This window comes from Micromonospora sp. LHW51205, from assembly GCF_003315815.1.
Taxonomy (GTDB): domain Bacteria; phylum Actinomycetota; class Actinomycetes; order Mycobacteriales; family Micromonosporaceae; genus Micromonospora; species Micromonospora chalcea.
In genome coordinates, this window is record NZ_QMEZ01000001.1 from 1,691,020 (window position 1) to 1,707,148 (window position 16,129).

General features: G+C 72.7%; 17 protein-coding genes. 7 read left to right on the plus strand and 10 right to left on the minus strand.

Annotated elements, in window-relative coordinates; all coding sequences use genetic code 11:
* Nucleotides 1-36 precede the first annotated feature (36 nt).
* From DQE82_RS08055 to DQE82_RS08070, 4 genes are all read right to left on the minus strand, one after another.
* On the minus strand, nucleotides 37-585 hold the full coding sequence (locus DQE82_RS08055; RefSeq protein ID WP_043330797.1) for a YbaK/EbsC family protein: 549 nt from the start codon (nucleotides 583-585) through the stop codon (nucleotides 37-39).
* Between the two features lie 59 nt (nucleotides 586-644).
* The gene (locus DQE82_RS08060) at nucleotides 645-842 is read right to left on the minus strand and encodes a hypothetical protein (RefSeq protein ID WP_043327658.1); all 198 of its coding nucleotides are present in this window, start codon (nucleotides 840-842) and stop codon (nucleotides 645-647) included.
* A 36-nt stretch (nucleotides 843-878) separates the two neighbouring features.
* Nucleotides 879-1,658, minus strand: a complete 780-nt coding sequence (locus tag DQE82_RS08065; RefSeq protein ID WP_113972317.1) for an SDR family oxidoreductase — start codon at nucleotides 1,656-1,658, stop codon at nucleotides 879-881.
* A gap of 266 nt (nucleotides 1,659-1,924) precedes the next feature.
* On the minus strand, nucleotides 1,925-3,301 hold the full coding sequence (locus DQE82_RS08070; RefSeq protein ID WP_069089558.1) for an MFS transporter: 1,377 nt from the start codon (nucleotides 3,299-3,301) through the stop codon (nucleotides 1,925-1,927).
* Nucleotides 3,302-3,455: 154 nt separating this feature from the next.
* Here DQE82_RS08070 and DQE82_RS08075 point away from each other — a divergent pair, with 154 nt between their 5' ends.
* Nucleotides 3,456-7,892 carry an HAD-IC family P-type ATPase gene (locus tag DQE82_RS08075; protein ID WP_113972318.1) on the plus strand — a complete coding sequence of 1,479 codons (4,437 nt, stop codon included), beginning with the start codon at nucleotides 3,456-3,458 and terminating at the stop codon, nucleotides 7,890-7,892.
* Here DQE82_RS08075 and DQE82_RS08080 read toward each other — a convergent pair.
* Together DQE82_RS08080 and DQE82_RS08085 are read right to left on the minus strand one after the other, a co-directional pair.
* The gene (locus tag DQE82_RS08080) at nucleotides 7,889-8,836 is read right to left on the minus strand and encodes an L-threonylcarbamoyladenylate synthase (RefSeq protein ID WP_113972394.1); all 948 of its coding nucleotides are present in this window, start codon (nucleotides 8,834-8,836) and stop codon (nucleotides 7,889-7,891) included. The two genes, DQE82_RS08075 and DQE82_RS08080, sit on opposite strands and share 4 nt — an antisense overlap.
* Before the next feature lie 20 nt (nucleotides 8,837-8,856).
* Entirely contained in the window at nucleotides 8,857-9,486 is a 630-nt protein-coding gene (locus DQE82_RS08085) for a helix-turn-helix domain-containing protein (protein WP_113972319.1), read from the minus strand.
* A 65-nt stretch (nucleotides 9,487-9,551) separates the two neighbouring features.
* Between DQE82_RS08085 and DQE82_RS08090 the strand changes: the two genes are divergently transcribed.
* Nucleotides 9,552-10,142 carry a dienelactone hydrolase family protein gene (locus DQE82_RS08090; protein WP_104112361.1) on the plus strand — a complete coding sequence of 197 codons (591 nt, stop codon included), beginning with the start codon at nucleotides 9,552-9,554 and terminating at the stop codon, nucleotides 10,140-10,142.
* A gap of 3 nt (nucleotides 10,143-10,145) precedes the next feature.
* Here the strand turns inward: DQE82_RS08090 and DQE82_RS08095 are convergent, their stop codons facing one another.
* The 3 genes from DQE82_RS08095 to DQE82_RS08105 are packed head-to-tail and all read right to left on the minus strand — an operon-like array spanning nucleotide 10,146 to nucleotide 11,568.
* Nucleotides 10,146-10,826 (minus strand): hypothetical protein, encoded by a 681-nt coding sequence (locus tag DQE82_RS08095; protein WP_113972320.1) that lies wholly within the window; start codon nucleotides 10,824-10,826, stop codon nucleotides 10,146-10,148.
* Between the two features lie 53 nt (nucleotides 10,827-10,879).
* The gene (locus DQE82_RS08100; protein ID WP_113972321.1) at nucleotides 10,880-11,266 is read right to left on the minus strand and encodes a VOC family protein; all 387 of its coding nucleotides are present in this window, start codon (nucleotides 11,264-11,266) and stop codon (nucleotides 10,880-10,882) included.
* Nucleotides 11,263-11,568 (minus strand): helix-turn-helix transcriptional regulator, encoded by a 306-nt coding sequence (locus tag DQE82_RS08105; protein ID WP_113972322.1) that lies wholly within the window; start codon nucleotides 11,566-11,568, stop codon nucleotides 11,263-11,265. The genes DQE82_RS08100 and DQE82_RS08105 overlap by 4 nt, the downstream gene beginning before the upstream one ends.
* 53 nt (nucleotides 11,569-11,621) lie before the next feature.
* Between DQE82_RS08105 and DQE82_RS08110 the strand changes: the two genes are divergently transcribed.
* Together DQE82_RS08110 and DQE82_RS08115 are read left to right on the plus strand one after the other, a co-directional pair.
* The gene (locus DQE82_RS08110) at nucleotides 11,622-12,170 is read left to right on the plus strand and encodes an AAA family ATPase (protein ID WP_113972323.1); all 549 of its coding nucleotides are present in this window, start codon (nucleotides 11,622-11,624) and stop codon (nucleotides 12,168-12,170) included.
* 79 nt (nucleotides 12,171-12,249) lie between these two features.
* Nucleotides 12,250-12,984 carry an LPXTG cell wall anchor domain-containing protein gene (locus DQE82_RS08115; protein ID WP_113972324.1) on the plus strand — a complete coding sequence of 245 codons (735 nt, stop codon included), beginning with the start codon at nucleotides 12,250-12,252 and terminating at the stop codon, nucleotides 12,982-12,984.
* 65 nt (nucleotides 12,985-13,049) lie between these two features.
* Here DQE82_RS08115 and DQE82_RS08120 read toward each other — a convergent pair whose 3' ends face one another.
* Nucleotides 13,050-13,448, minus strand: coding sequence for an ester cyclase (locus DQE82_RS08120; RefSeq protein ID WP_113972325.1), 399 nt, complete (start codon nucleotides 13,446-13,448; stop codon nucleotides 13,050-13,052).
* Nucleotides 13,449-13,595: 147 nt separating this feature from the next.
* Here DQE82_RS08120 and DQE82_RS08125 point away from each other — a divergent pair, with 147 nt between their 5' ends.
* The 3 genes from DQE82_RS08125 (at nucleotide 13,596) to DQE82_RS08135 (ending at nucleotide 15,705) form a co-directional block, all read left to right on the plus strand.
* Entirely contained in the window at nucleotides 13,596-14,480 is an 885-nt protein-coding gene (locus tag DQE82_RS08125; protein ID WP_113972326.1) for an aminoglycoside phosphotransferase family protein, read from the plus strand.
* A gap of 46 nt (nucleotides 14,481-14,526) precedes the next feature.
* Nucleotides 14,527-15,090 (plus strand): dihydrofolate reductase family protein, encoded by a 564-nt coding sequence (locus tag DQE82_RS08130; protein ID WP_113972327.1) that lies wholly within the window; start codon nucleotides 14,527-14,529, stop codon nucleotides 15,088-15,090.
* 336 nt (nucleotides 15,091-15,426) lie between these two features.
* Nucleotides 15,427-15,705, plus strand: coding sequence for a hypothetical protein (locus tag DQE82_RS08135; RefSeq protein WP_147265128.1), 279 nt, complete (start codon nucleotides 15,427-15,429; stop codon nucleotides 15,703-15,705).
* The last annotated feature ends 424 nt before the right edge of the window (nucleotides 15,706-16,129 follow it).

The window sequence follows — 16,129 nt, forward strand, 5'->3', positions numbered from 1 at the left end:
TGTTTCACGTGGAACAAGATCGATGCGAATGAGGACCTAGGCCGGCCTGGCCAGGTCCTCCACCACCCTCGCTCCGGGCAGCGCGCCGAGCGCCGGCCCGGGCAGGGCGATCTTGCTGTGCCGTACGCCTGATCCGATGATCACGTGCGGGGTGGCGATCACCCGGGAGTCGACGAGGACCGGCCAGTCCGCCGGCAGCCCGATCGGCGTGATGCCGCCGTACTCCATTCCGCTCAACTCGACCGCCTCGGCCATCGGCGCGAAGCTCGCCTTGCGCACGTCGAGCAGCTTGCGGACCACGCCGTTGACGTCGGCGCGGGTGGTGGCGAGCACGACGCAGGCCGCGTACCGGGTCTCGCCGCCGCGCTTACCGGCGACCACCACGCAGTTGGCCGATTCCTCCAGCCCCACCTGGTACGCCTCGCAGAACGCGGCGGTGTCGGCCAGGTCGGCGTCGATCGGGGCGACGAGTACGTCGTCCACGTCCACCGGGGCCTCGGCCGGCCACTCCTGCAGCGCCGCGGCGACCGGCGGGGCCAGCAGGTCGAGCCGTGCCCGGGCAGGCTCCGTCTTCAGCGTCCCCATCATGTCGCGATCCTCGCACCCGCTTCGCGGATCGCCCCTCCGGGCCCCGGCTCCGCCCCTCAGTTGGGATTGCTGAGGAACGCGTTCTCCTGCGCGAAGTCCCGGTTCTCGGCGGTGGTGAGCTGCCGGCGGCGCAGCACCTCGGGACGGTTCGCCTCGGCGTCCTCGATGCCGTGCCGGACGCCGACCCGGATCACGCCGTAGAGGAAGACGAAACCGAAGACGTAGAGGAGCACTGTGGCGACGAAGACCAGCATGCGGTCACGGTAGGCCGGTGCGGACCCGACCGGTTCTCATCTTCCGCCGGTTCCCCCGTACGTGTCCGCGAGGTAGTCGGCCCAGGTCCGGGTGCCGGTCGGCGTGGCCGTCGTGGTGAGTCCGCCCCCACGCAACTCCCGCCCGAGGCGGCCGGGAATCCGGACCGGCAGCAGCGGACGGCGTACCCGGCGGGCCGCGAGCCAGGTGCGGGCCGCCTCGTCGAAGCGCAGCACCTGCGGCCCGGCGAAGTCCTCGACCCGGTGCGACGGTCCGGCGAGCAGCAGCACCGCGAGCCGGTCCGCCACGTCGGCCGGGTCGACCGGCTGGGCGAGTACGGCCCAGTCCCCGATCACCGGGCCGAGGCGGCTCGCGCCTTTCAGCAGGTCCGCCAGGAACTCGGGGAACTGGGTCGCGCGCAGCACGCTCCACGGCACCGTTCCGGCGGCCACCACCTCTTCGGCCGCGAGCTTGTGCCGGTAGTAGGGGATCGGCACCCGGTCGACGCCGACGATCGAGACGTACACCAGGTGACGGACCCCGGCGTGGCCGGCGGCCATGGTCAGTCGGCGGGTGCCGAGCACGTCGATCTCGTGGGTACGCCGTTGCGGCGACGAGGCCAGGTGCAGCACCGCGTCCACCCCGGCGACCGCCTCCGCCAGCCCGGCGCCGGTGGCCAGGTCGGTGCTCACCCATTCCACCCCGTCTCCGGTACGGGACCGACGGCTGGTCGCCCGAAGCGTGAAGCCCTCGGCCCGCAGCCGGGGCACCACCACCCGCCCGAGCCGTCCGGTCGCCCCGGTCACCAGCACCCGCATCGCCACTCCTCCCAGCCACGCCCTGCCCACTCGGTCCGCATTCAGGACGGCAGCCCGGCCGGGATCGTGACCGCCCGCCGGGCCGTCGGCCCGAAGTCGCGCTTGCCGGGCTGCTCCATCACAGTGTGTGAGCCCGGCGCAGGCGACTACGACTGTTGAGCGATATACCTGAGAGTCATAATCATGACCAGGAGTCATACCGCAGTCAGGCGATGCCTTCGGCAGGAGCGTTACTGCGCGTGAGCGGCGACCGGGCCGGCAACGCCTCAGCCCGCCGGGCGAGGCACCACTCGACCGGCAAGGGTCAGGCCGAGCAGGCCGCAGCCCGCTGCCACCGCCAGCGTGGTCGCGTAGCTGGCCGGGCCGGGTGACGCACCGGCGGCCAGGACGGCGCCGGTCAGCGCCAGTACGGTGGCCGCGGCGAGCGAGTCGCCCAGTTGCAGCGCCGAGCTGTTGCGGCCCTGCTCGGCCGGGGCCGACTGCTCCAGGGTGAGCACCGACAGCGACGGGTAGAGCAGTCCCATGCCGAGCCCGGCCACGGCCCAGGAGAACACCGCCGGCAGCACCGGCAGCCCGGGCAGCAGCGCCGACGCGACGCCCGCCGTACCGATGGTGATGCAGGCCAGCCCGGCCCGGGGCAGGCTCGCCGCCGACCGGGGCGAAGCGATCCGGCCCTGGATCCACGAGCCCACCGACCAGGACAGCGCCCCCACGGTCAGCACCAGGCCGGCGCCGGTGGGCGAGAAGCCGCGCTCCCGCGACAGCATCAGCGGGATCACCACCTCGGCGGCCACGAACGCCGCCGACGCCAGCGCGCGCAGGCCGATCACCGTCGGCAGACCGCGTGCCGCGCGCAGGAACCCGGACGGCAACAGGTGCGGTACGCAGACGAACAGCCCGGCCAGCGCCCCGGCGGTCAGGGCGGCGGCGAGCACGCCGCGCTGCTGCCCCCCGTAGTGCAGCAGTGCGGCGCTCGCCCCCGCCCCGCAGGCCCAGCCGACGCGGGCCAGCGCGCCCGCGGGCGGCCGGGTCGGCACGGTGCCGGCCAGCGCCTTCAGACCCGGCTGGATCAGCAGCGCCGCCGGAATCGCCACCGCCGGTACCGCGAGGAACACCCATCGCCAGCCCAGATGTTCCACGATCAGGCCGGCCAGCGCCGGGCCGACCAGCGACGGCACCACCCAGGCCGCGGCGAACGCGGCGAAGATCCGCCGCCGCAACTGCTCCGGGTACGCCTGACCGACCACCACGTAGAGCGCCACCGAGACGAGTCCGGAACCGAAGCCCTGCACCACCCGCCCGACGACCAGCATCTCCATGGTCGTCGCGGAACCGGCCACCACCAGCCCGGCGACGAACCAGGCGACGCCGTGCCACATCGCCGGCCGTGGTCCGCGCGCGTCGCACCAGATGCCGGAGGCGACCATCGCCACCACGCCGGAGGCGAACGAGCCGCCGAACGCCAGCGCGTACAGGCCGAGCCCGTCCAGCGCGCGGGCCACCGTGGGCATGGCGGTGCCCACCGCCAGCGCCTCGAACGCGAGCAGGGACACCAGGGCGACGCTGCCCACAGTCATCGCCCGAAGGCGCGGCGACCACAGGTCGACGGGTGGATCGGCCGGGAGGGCGGCGGTGCTGGTCATGGGCTACAGCCTCGGACCTCACCCCGGGTTGAGGTCAACTGTGGTCCCCGTCTCGTCCGGCGGGAACGACCGGACCCCGAACTTCTGCCGTCCGGGTGGCATAACGGACGCCGCGCCGGGAAGTCGGGCCGCCGGGACGAGACCGGGAGGCGAGATGGCGCTGGGACGCTTCGCCAGCCTCCTGCTGTCCCCGACGGTCGTGCCCACCAAGGTCTCCGAGGTCGCGGGAAGCGTGGGTACGGCCGCCGCCCGGCTGGCCCGGCTCACCGGGCTGACCAGCCGCCGGGTGTGGTCGCAGGACGGCCGCCACCACATCGAGGTGCACGGCGTCTGCCAGGACGGCGGCGACCGGCTCGCCCGTCAGGTCGAGGCGGCGCTGGAGTCGATGCCGGGCGTGACCTGGGCGCGGGTGAACGCGCCGTCCGGCCGGGTGGTGGTGGCGACCGGGGAGCCGGCGCCGAAACTGCGCGATCTGATCGCCACAGTGGCCCGCGTCGAGCAGACCTGCCCGTACGAGCCGGACCCGGAGATCGAGCCGCCGCAGCCGCCCGAGGACGGCCCGCGTACCGCGCGCACGTTCGGCGCGCTGCTGTCCGACGTGCTCGGACTGGGCATCTCCGCCGCCACCCGGGTACTGCCGCTCACCCCCGTGCCGGCCGAGGTCGCCGGGCTGCTCGGCGCTGTCGACCTGCACCCGAAGCTGCACGCGCTGGCCGGGCTGGGCATCCGCGCCGACCCGCGCGCCGAGGTGCTGTTCCCGCTGGCCGAGGCGGTGGTGCAGGGTCTCACCGGCGGCTGGGCCGGGATCGTGCTGGACGGCGCGCAGCGCGTCGTGCAGTGGGGCGAGGGGGCCGCTCAACTGGCCGCGTGGCGGCGGGCCGAGCCACACCTGACCGGTGACCCGGAACGGGCTGTGGCCCGGGTGCCGGACGGCGAGCGGCCGTGCCCGGTGCCGGACGGGCAGCCGGAGCGCTACGCCAAGCGGGTACTCCCGGCCGGCGCGGTCGCCGGAGCGGCGGCGCTGCCGGTGCTAGGACCCAAGCGGGCCGCCGCGCTGGCACTGTCCTCGCTGCCGAAGGCGCCCGGTTCCGGCCGCGAGGGTTACGGCGCCCAACTGGGCCGGATGCTCGCCCGGCGCGGCGTAATCGCGATGGACCGCAGCGTGCTGCGTGAGCTGGACCGGATCGACACGGTGGTGCTGGACGCGGCGGTGCTCGGTTCGGACCGGGGGGTGCTGGCCGACCTGGCGCCGCTGGCCGACGCCGACACCGGGCAGGTCGCCGCCCGGGCGTTCGCGCTGTTCGACCCGGCCGAGCCGGACGCGGTACGCGCCGCCGACGGCTGGCGGATCGGCCCGCTGGACCGGCTCGGCGCCGACGATCCCGGGGACACCGCGGACAGCGCGCGGCTGCGCGCCGACGGTGGACGGCTGCTCGGGCTGGCCGAGAACGGCCGGCTCGCCGCCGTACTGCGGGTCGAGCCCGAGCCCGCACCGGGCGTGGACGCGCTGGCGTCGGCCGCCCGGCAGGCGGGCCTGCGGCTCGTGGTCGGCGGCGCGGACGACGGCCGGTACGACTTCGCCGACCTGCTCGTACCCGGTGGCGCCCGGCTCGCCGGCGCGGTGCACGACCTGCAACGCGAGGGCGCGGTGGTGATGGTGGTCTCCGGCGAGCGGTCGGCGCTCGCCGCCTCGGACTGCGGCCTCGGCGTGTACGGCCCGGAGGACCTGCCCCCCTGGGGCGCGCACCTGCTGGTCGGCGACGACCTGCGGGTACCGGCACTGCTCATCGACGCGGCCGGGGTGGCCCGCCGGATGACCGAGCAGAACATCCGGATCGCCATGGCCGGCGCCGGGCTCGGCGCGCTCGGAGCATTCACCGCCGACCGTCGGCGGCTGCCCCGCCCGACGCTCGCGGCGGTGAACGGCGCGGCGGCGCTCGCGTTCGCGCACGGCGTGTTCCGGGCGCACCGGCTGCCGGACCGCACCGGCGTACCGGTGCCCGCGCTCAGCGCCTGGCATCTCATGCCGGTGGAGACCGTCCTCGAACAGCTCGGCACCGACGCGTCCGGGCTGACCGAGAGCGAGGCGACCCGGCGGCGGCGCGTCGAGGTCGGCGACGAGCACGGTCCGGCCGGGCTGCTCCGCTCGTTCGTCGAGGAGCTGTCCAACCCGCTCACCCCGGTGCTGGCCGCCGGTGCGGTGCTCTCCGCCGCGTTCGGCTCACTCGTCGACGCGGCGCTGGTCGGCGGCGTGGTGGGCGGGTCGGCGCTGGTCGGCGCGGTGCACCAGCGCAACACCGAACGGTCGCTGGCCGAGCTGCTGTCCCGCTCGGCGGTCACCGCCCGGGTGCTGCGCGACGGCGCGGAACGGGTGGTGCCCGCCGAGGAGCTGGTACGCGGCGACGTGATCACGATCAGCTCCGGGGACGCCGTACCGGCCGACTGCCGGGTGCTGACGAGTGACGGGCTGGAGGCGGACGAGTCGTCACTGACCGGTGAGTCGCTGCCGGTGGCGAAGAGCCCCGACCCGGTGGTCGCGGCGGCCATCGCCGAGCGGCACTCGATGCTGTTCGAGGGCACCACAGTCGCCGCCGGGCACGGCACCGCTGTGGTGGTGGCCACCGGCGCGGAGACCGAGTCCGGGCGGAGCCTCGCGATGGCCCGGCAGGCCCCGCCCGCCAGTGGTGTGGAGGCGCGACTGGGCAAGCTGACCAGCAGCGCCGTACCGCTGGCGGCCGCCTCGGCGATCTCGGTGGCCGGTGCGGGGCTGCTTCGGGGCGTACCCCTCGCCGAAACGGCGGCGACCGCCGCGAACCTGGCCGTGGCGTCGGTGCCGGAGGGGTTGCCGTTCCTGGTCAGCGCCGCGCAGCTGGCGGCGGCGCGGCGGCTGGCCGAGCACGGCGCCCTGGTCCGCAACCCCCGGACCATCGAGGCGCTGGGCCGCGTCGACGTGCTCTGCTTCGACAAGACCGGCACGCTCACCGAGGGGAAGCTGCTGCTGGCCGGGGTGGGCACCGGTGACGGCCGGTACGCCGTGCTGGGCGAACTGGACGAGCCGCTGCGGTCGACGCTGGCCGCCGCGGTGCGGGCCACCCCGTCCGCCGCCGACCCGGACGAGTTGCCGCAGCAGACCGACCGGGCGGTACGCCACGGCGCGGACGCCGCCGGGGTGACCGAGCGGACCGGCGCCGCGGAGTGGACCGCCACGGCCGGGCTGCCGTTCGAGCCGTCCCGGGGCTACAGCGCCGCTGTCGGCCGCTCCTCCGGCGGGCTGCTGCTGAGCGTGAAGGGCGCCCCCGAGTCGGTGCTGCCGCGCTGCGCGTCGCGGCGCACCGCCGAGGGGGACCGGCCGCTCGATGCGGCGGGGCGCGAGGAGGTGCAGGCCATGCTGGCCGGGCGGGCCGGGGCCGGGCACCGCATTCTCGCCGTGGCCGAGTGCCGGGTCTCCACCGAGCAGGTCAGCGACGAGCAGGTGAACGGACTGGTCTTCGTGGGTTTCCTGACGCTCGCCGACGGGGTGCGGGACAGCGCCCGGCCGGCGGTGGCCCGGATCCGGGCCGCCGGCGTACACACCGTCATGATCACGGGCGATCACCCGGCCACCGCCGAGGCGATCGCCGCCACGATCAGCCCGGAGGACGGCGGCCAGCGCGTTGTCACCGCCACCGACCTGGACCGGCTGGACGACGCCGCGCTCGCCGAGCGCCTGATGGCCACCGACGTGGTGGCGCGCTGCACGCCGGCGCACAAGGTACGGATCATTCAGGCGTTGCAGCGCCAGGACCGGACCGTCGCGATGACCGGTGACGGCGCCAACGACGCCCCGGCGATCCGGCTCGCCGACGTCGGTATCGCGCTCGGTCAACGGGGCACACCCGCCGCCCGCGCCGCCGCCGACCTGGTGGTCACCGACGACCGGCTGGAGACGATCATCGCCACGCTGGTCGAGGGCCGGGCCATGTGGTCGTCGGTGCGGCACGCGCTCAGCATCCTGGTCGGCGGCAACCTCGGCGAGATCGCGTTCAGCGTGCTCAGCGCCGCCGCGACCGGCCGCTCCGCCTTGAACGGCCGGCAACTGCTGCTGGTCAACCTGCTCACCGATCTCGCGCCGGCGCTCGCCATCGCGGTACGGCCGCCGGCCGACGACCGCGCCGACCACCTGCTACGCGAGGGTCCGGACTCCTCGCTCGGTGTGACCATGACCCGGGAGATCGGGCTGCGGGCGGCGTCGACCACGCTGGGCGCGACCGCCGGCTGGACGATCGCCAGGTGGACCGGCACCCAGCGGCGGGCCAGCACCGTCGCGCTGGCGTCCCTGATCGGCACTCAGCTCGGCCAGACCGTACTGGCCGGCGGCACCAGCCCCAGCGTGCTCGCCGCCACCGCCGCGTCGGTGGGCGCGCTCGTCGCGGTGGTGCAGACGCCTGGTGTCAGCCAGTTCTTCGGCTGCACCCCGATGGGCCCGGTGGGCTGGGCAATCGCCACCGGCTCGGCGCTCGGCGCGACGTTCGCCAACGGCACGCTCACCAAGCTGATGGACCGCATGCCGCAGCCCGGCTCGCACGGGCGTCCCGACGCGGAACAGTTCTAGTGCCAGGTGGCGGCGGCCCGGCGCAGCCGGTCGTTTATCGCGCGGCCCACTCCGGTGTCCGGCACCGGCTCGGCGACGATCTCGGTCACCCCGGCCGCGTCCAGCCGGTGCAGCGCGTCGAACAGTCGCGCCGCCGCCGCGGTCACGTCGCCGTCGGGCGACAGCACCTCCACCGCCGCCCAGTCGCCGTCCGCCGGTGGCTCCCGGAAGGCCAGGAACCCCCGCCGGCCGCCGCCGGGCTCGGCCGCCGCGCCCAACCGCAACGGGGTACGCGGGGCGTAGTGCGCGGCCAGCGTCCCGGGCGCGACGGGCTGACCGGAGCTGCCCTGGCGCACCTCGACCGGGCCGACCGCCTCGACCAGCGCCTCGACCGGCAGCGCGCCCAGCCGCAGCACCACCGGCCGGTCGCCGCGCGCGTCCACGATCGTCGACTCGATGCCGCACCGGGTGGGCCCGCCGTCGAGCACCACGTCCACGGCGCCGCCCAGCCCGGCCACCACATGCTCGGCCCGGGTCGGGCTGAGCTGGCCGAACCGGTTCGCGCTCGGCGCGGCCACCGGCACGCCGGCCGCCGCGATCAGCGCCCGCGCCGACGGCTCGTCCGGTACGCGTACCGCCATGGTGTCCAGGCCGGAGGTGACGATCGGCGGGATGATCTCCGGTCGGTCCACGATCAGGGTGAGCGGGCCGGGCCAGAAGCGATTCGCCAGCTCGGCCACCGCCGCCGGCACCTCGCCCACCAGCGCGGTCAGGTCGGCGGCGTCGGCCAGGTGGCTGATCAGCGGGTCGAAGCTGGGCCGCGCCTTGGCCTCGAAGATCCGGGCCGCCGCCCGCGCGTCGAGCGCGTTGGCGCCCAGGCCGTAGACGGTTTCGGTGGGAAAGGCGACCAGCCCGCCGGCGCGCAGAACGGCGGCGGCCTCGTCGATGCCGCGCTCGGCCGGCAGGACGCGCGGGGATCCGGTGCTCACGCTTCCGACGCTAGCCTGCTCTCTTCGCCGCCCCGGCGAGACCCCGTCGAAGGGGCGGGGTCCGTGTCCGGGAGCGTGGGCGCGTCCGTGGGGTAGAGGCCGGCGGCGAAGCCGTACACCTGGTCCCCGGCGCGGGGGATCTGCGCGAACCGCCGGGCCAGCGCCTGCACCTCCGCCCAGAATTCGCGGACGTCCTCGATCGGGATGCGCGCGTGCACGAGCGTGCACCGCAGTTCGTCGGCGGCGTGCGCGGCGGCCGCCTCGGCGGCTGCTTCGGCGAGGCCGTTGATCCGGGACACGACCTGCTTGTCCTCTGTCCGGGTGAGCGTGCCGACGTAGAAGGTGCGGGCGACACGCCCGTAGAACCGCTCTTCGATGGCGCGTACCCGCCGGGTCCGCACCACGCGCAGCAGCCCGGCGTCCACCAGTTGGTTCACGTGGTACGCGACGCTGCTCTTCGGCCGGTCGACCGCGCGGGCCAGCTCGTTCACCGTGGCGGCGCGTTCCAGGAGCAGTTCCAGGAGCGTGCTGCGCAGCGGGTCGGCGAGCGCGCGCAACTGCTCCGGGGCGGTGACCACGAGCAGGTCCTCGAGGTCGTAGTCCGGGATCCGCTGATTGACCGACATTTCTCGACCGTTCTAAGATTCTGGTTCGTTCGATAACTCTGGTCTGACAACTCAGGAGTGTAGTGATGGCCGAGATCGTGCTCTTCCACCACATTCAAGGGCTCACCGACGGCGTACGCGCCCTCGCCGACTCCCTGCGCGCCGGCGGACACACCGTGCACACCCCGGACTTGTTCGACGGCGAACGGCCGGCCACCATCTCCGACGGCGCCGCGCTGGTCAAGCGCATCGGCGGCGACGTCCTCGACCAGCGCGCCGACGCGGTCGTCGCCGACCTGCCCGCCGACCTCGTCCACGCGGGTGTCTCCTGGGGCGCCGCCATCGCCCAGCGGCTCGCCCAGACCCGGCCCGGCGCCCGGGCCGCCCTGCTCTACGAAGCCTGCCTGCCGGTGACCGGTGAGTGGGCGATCGGCCCCTGGCCCGACGGCGTGGCGGTACAGGTGCACGGCATGGAGCAGGACCCGTTCTTCGGGCTGGAAGGCGACGTGGACGCCGCCCGCGAGCTGGTGTCGATCGTCGGCCCCGAACGCGGCGAGCTGTACGTCTACCCCGGCGACCGGCACCTGTTCACCGACAACTCGCTGCCCTCGTACGACGCCGAGGCGACCGCGCTCGTGGTGAGCCGCAGCCGCGAACTGCTCGACCGGCTCGCCTGACGCCTACTCGTCACCCCGCAGCCGCGCCAACTCGGCCGCGTACTCGGCGTCGGTCAGCACCCCGCGCTCGTACTGCCGGGTCAGCGCGTGGATGTCACGCCGCCGCCCGGCGCTCGGCGCGGGCGGCCGGGTCCGGTCCGGACGGTCGACGCGGACCGGACCCGGCGCCGAGCTCGCCGCCGCGCGCTGCTCCGGGGGCCGGGCCTCGCGGTGGCACTCCCGCAGGTTCGCGAGGATCTCGTCGTAGTGCTCCGGCCAGGTGACCAGCCGGGTCAGCTCCAGGCGGAACGGCCGGACGATGGCGCCGGACTGGATCGGCGTCTGCACCGGCGCGCCGTCGGTCCGCTCGATGACGATCGCGTCGCGTCCCATGTCCAGACCCATTATCGAACTCGCACCGCTGTGGATATCCACAACCGACGCCCACGGCACGGTGGTCGTGTGGAGCAGCGAACGGGAACGTATGCCGACGGGGCTCACCCAGACGCCGAGCATCGCGCGGCGGACCGCGACGGCGAGGACGCCGGCGTTCCACACTCCGAGGACCACTGCCTCCCGTTCCAGGAGATTGCCGCTACGGACCCCGAACACGATGAGCACGAAGTAACCGACCGCCAGCCCCGCCACGACCATGGAGCCGGAGGTGGTCAGGTCCAGCGAGTACGGGCGCTGCCACACCGTCATGCCGCCAGGGTGACCGATCGTGTCCAGCGGTTCAGCGCGGCGTCAGCGCCCGGCTACCGGTACTGTGCGATCTGGATCAGGTTGCCGCAGGTGTCGTCGAACACCGCGGTGGTCACCGGGCCCATGTCGACCGGCTCCTGGGTGAACAGCACGCCGAGGCCCCGCAGCCGCTCGTGCTCGGCGGCCACGTCGTCCACCGCGAACTGCGTCAGCGGGATGCCGTCGGCCGCGAGCGCCTCCTTGAACGCCTTGGCGGCCGGGTGCGCATCGGGCTCCAGCAGCAGCTCCACGCCGTCCGGGGCGTCCGGCGAGACCACTGTCAGCCAGCGGTACTCCCCGGTCGGCACGTCTGTCTTCTTCACGAAGCCCAGCACGTCGGTGTAGAAGCGCAGCGCCTTGTCCTGGTCGTCGACGTACACGCTGGTGAGGTTGATTCTCATGGGTTCTCCTGGTCGGGTTCGGCGGACCTGAGCCATCGCTCGGTGACGGCCCGCAGCGGCCGGGTGTCGAGGTGGTGGAACTTGTAGCGACCCTGCCGCCGCGTGACGATCAGGCCGGCGGCCTCCAGGACGTCGAGGTGCTGGGAGATCGCCTGCCGGGACGACGTGACCTGGTGCTTCGTGGCCAGCCGCCCGCAGATCTCGAACAGGGTCTGACCGTCGCGCTCGGTCAGCTCGTCGAGGATCAGGCGGCGGGTGTGGTCGGCCAGCGCCTGGTACAGATCGCCCACGTCACCCACCATATGCAAGTGACGGCTTGCCTATCAAGCGGATTGCCCGCCATTCGGAGGACGACATGCCCGGATACATCCTCACCGGCGCTCCCGGCTCCGGTAAGACAGCGATTCTCCGGCACCTGGAGATCGACGGGTACCCCGTCGTGGAGGAGGCGGCGACCGACGTGATCGCGCTTCACCAGGCGCTCGGACGACCGGAGCCGTGGCGTGAGCCGGGCTTCGCCGACCGGGTGCTGGATCTCCAACGGGAGCGCCGTCGCCGTGCCGCGGCGAACGCCGGCGAGGTCGTCTTCCACGACCGTTCGCCCGTCTGCACGCTGGCGTTGTGCCGCTATCTGGGCCGGGCCGCACCGCCCGCGCTGCTCGCCGAGATCGAGGGCATGACGGCGAATCGCCACTACGAACAAACCGTTTTCTTCGTACGCCATCAGGGCTTCGTGGAGGCGACCGCCGCTCGCCGGATCACCTTCGCGGAATCACTCGTCTTCGAGCGGATCCACGAGTTGACCTATCGCGAGGCCGGATTCGACCTCGCCGACGTGCCGGCCGGCCCACTGGCGAGCCGGGTCGCGGCGATAAGAGAGGCGGTTGATCGACTGCGCCGTTAGCGCAATCAATGCTCCTTGCGCTTCGGAGGGACGCCGGTAACATCTCCATGTTTTGATCTACACGGGGAGGAAAGTCCACATGCGATGGAAAATCCCGGCCGGCGCCCTGGTGGCGCTGGCCTTTGTGATTCCGGCGGCGCCCGCGGCGGCGCAGACCGCAGTGCCCGGGCTGAACGACGCCTGCCAGACGGTCGAACGCAAGGTGTACAAGGATTTCCGCGAGCTCGTCACCATCGACCTGGACACGGCCAACGTTTCCGAGCTGCGGCTGCTGGCCTACCGGCTCCTGGCCGAGGCGCAGGCCGAATCGTTGCCCGTTCTGCCGGGCGAGATCGAGGAGCGGCTGAAGGGCACCTCGGACGACCTTCGCGCATACCTCAAGAACGTGGAGAATCGCTGGGCGACGGCTCTGCGCGTCTCGATCGGCCAGACGATGACGGGTGCCGGCCCCAACGTGCGGGCCGCCGCGCAGAAGGTGCTCGACAACCCGTCCGTCGAGGCCTACCTCGCCTACCTGAACAACGGCCTGCACGAGGCTCGCGCGCTCGACTGCGCATCCCAGCCGACGCCGACGCCGTCTCAGCCCACGACCACGCCGACCGCGACGCCCAGCGCCACGTCGACAGTCGTGCCGCCCCTCAGTCCCTCCGCCAGCGTGGGCGTACCCGGCGGCGACGGTGGTGGCGAGGGTGGCGGCCTGCCGGTGACCGGCTCCGACACCGCGACAGTGGCCGGCATCGGCGGGGCGCTGCTGCTCCTCGGCGGCGCCAGCTACGTCATCGGACGCCGACGTCGTTCCCGCTTCGTCGCATAGCTTCCTGGGCGCGCCCAGCTCGATGTCGCATCGGGCTGGGCGCGCCGCGTTTCCGGATTCCCCGGTCAGCCGGCGAGCTGCCGCCGCACCGAGTCGGTGTCCATCAGGTACGACATGTGCTTGAACTTGCCGTCCTGGAGCCGGTAGAAGGCGGTCTCGACGAACGAGACCGAGGCGCCGGTAGGTGCCAGGCCGTTCCACTCCTTGACGGGCGTTCCGGTGTCGACGAGGCGGGCGGCGATCCGGTCGCCCTCGACGACCAGATCCTGGATCTCCCAGTGAAGATCCGGCACCGCCTCGACGTGCTTGTAGAACTCGGCCACCATGTCCGCCATCCGCACCGGCGTGCCGTTCATGATCACCTCTTCGTGGGCGAAGTCGGCCATGCGGTCGAACTCCCGATTGTTCGCCAGATCGACGTACCGCAGGTAGAAGTCACGCAGTTCCTCAGTGGTGGCGCTCATGATCGCTCGTTCCCCTCCGCATATTTTGTACCGCTCGGTTCGGGGTCAACCGTAGCAGGGTTCTGTACCGATCGGTTCATGATCAGGATCACGCCGCGCTCCGAATTCGATTGACCGTGTGATCCGGCGGGTCCTACGGTCGCGTCGATGCGTCCGGGAGAGATCGTCGTCACTGTGGAGCAGGTACGCGCCCTGGTCACCGACCAGTTCCCCGAATGGTCGAGCCTGCCGATCGTGCCGCAGCCGCTGAACGGCACCGACAACGCGCTGTTCCGGCTGGGCGACTCCCTGACGGCACGGCTGCCACGGGCGCCGTGGGCGGTCGACCAGGTGACGACCGACGCGACCTGGCTGCCGCGGCTCGCCCCTCACCTCCCGGTGCCCGTGCCGGTGCCGGTCGCGGTCGGCCGACCCGGCGGGGACTATCAGTGGCCGTGGACCGTCGTCCCGTGGCTCGACGGGGACAACCCGCAATCCGGGCAGGACCACGTCGACCTCGCCGTCGACCTCGCCCGCTTCGTACGGGCGATGATCGCGATCGACCCGATGGACGGGCCGGTCAAGGAAGGCATCCAGCGCGGCGTACCCCTGGTGCAGCGCGACGAACTGACCCGCCGGTCGATCGCGGAGCTGGGCGACCGGATCGACGGCCGGGCGGTGACCGCGGCGTGGGACGAGGCGATGGCGGCGGACGAGTGGCCGGGACCGCCGGTGTGGCTGCACGGCGATCTGCTGGCGGGCAACCTGCTGGTCGACCGGGGCCGGCTCACCGGTGTGGTCGACTTCGGCGGTCTCGGCCGCGGCGATCCGGCCGTCGAGGTGCGACCCGGCTGGAGCCTGTTCGACGCCCGCGCGCGAGCCGCCTACCGGGAGGCGCTCGGGTTCGACGAGGCGACCTGGGTACGCGGATGGGCCTGGATGCTGTCCGGATCGCTCTACTGGCTGGCGGACCTGTGGGACTCGATCAGCGAGTACGACCGCCGGGACACCATCCGCCACATCGACTACATTCTGCGTCACCGCCACGACTGACCTGCGAGGTCCGGTGTTGCGGGACCGACCGACGGAGGCATGCGCTGTGCGGAAATTGATCTACGGCATGAACCTGACAGTGGACGGCTACGTGTCCGCGCCCGGCGACGACATCGGGTGGGGCGAATCGAGCGACGAACTGTTCCAGTGGTGGCTCGATCAGGAGCGGGCGGTCAGCCTGTTCCTGTACGGGCGCCGCCTGTGGGAGAACATGAGCTCCTACTGGCCGACCGGCGACCAGCAGCCGGGCGCCACCCCGGCGCAGATCGAGTTCGCCCGGAACTGGCGGGACACGCCGAAGGTGGTGTTCTCCTCCACCATCGACAAGGTCGACTGGAACGCCCGCCTGTTCACCGGGGACGCGATCGCCGAGATCACCCGGCTCAAGGCCGGGGACGGCGGCCCGATGAGGGTCGGTGGCGCAGCCCTCGCGGGGGCGGCCATGCGGGCCGGGCTGATCGACGAGTACGAGATCGTCACCCACCCGGTCCTCGTGGGCGCCGGCACGTCGTTCTTCGGCGCGCTGGACGGCTGGTCGAAGCTCGACCTGGTGGAGACGCGGACGTTTCCCGGCGGCGTGACCCTGAGCAGGTACGCGACGAAGCGGTAGCGACTTCCGGCGGCGGTCAGGGTCCAGCGCCTCCAGCCGGGTGCCGAGCCGGCCGAGGAACGCCGCCTCGCTGTGCGGCGTCTCGATCTCGTCGGTCAGCGGGCCGCCGTACCGGCGTGCCTGGACGATCGCGTCGGCGTAGACGTCGGGTCCGGCGCCGAAGTAGCGCCGCTCGGCCATCGCGGCGGCCATCTGCTCGGCTGTGGAGTCGTCCAGTTGAGGGGTGAACATCAGGCTCTGCTGACCCGTCCGCGACCTCACAGCCGGCCCACGTCGCACGATGACCACGGCATGTGGCGGATGGCGCGAGCACAACCCCTGTGGGAGCCTGTCGCGATGTCGCGTGCCCGCCTGGCGCTCACCGCCGGGGTTCTCCTGCTCGTCGCCTCCTGCATGCTGCCGTGCCTGCCATTCCTGGACCTGTCCGGCATCTCGATGCCCTACCAGGACCCGACCCCCGAGATGCTGGAAAAGCAGGCCGTCGACATCGCCGCAGCCGAACGCAAACTCGCCCTCTACGCAGCCATCGCGGGCGCACTCGCCGTCGTCGGCCTGGCAGCCGTCATCTACGCCTTCAGGCACCGACGGTCCCGCAGGGCCGATCACGGAATCTAGGCAGATCCGCGGGTCGGCTGTACCGGGACCGAGCTCAACCGAGGAAAGTGCTGGTGGAGCCCAGGGGACTCGAACCCCTAACCCCTGCCTTGCAAAGATCAAGACTCCTGTCGGCCAGAGTCGACGACTGCTGCTGGCCTGCTCATGTTGTCGCCTGCTGTAGACCTCAGGCTGCCTTAGTCGGTCGGCTTGGCTGTACGGATGGCTGTACAGCCAAGCCAACTCGGCGTGCATGTTGCCGCCAACTTCTCGGCCACCAGATGGCGCAGCCTTGTCAGTAGAACTGCGACAGCCGCCTAGTACTCCAACGTCACTTGGATTCGGCGTTGGGCGTGGCGTGGGTATGAGGGCGGCCACCGCGTTGATCATCGATGGTTTGTGAGGACAACCGAAGATCGCGCGATGGCCGTGGGCCACAGCGTAG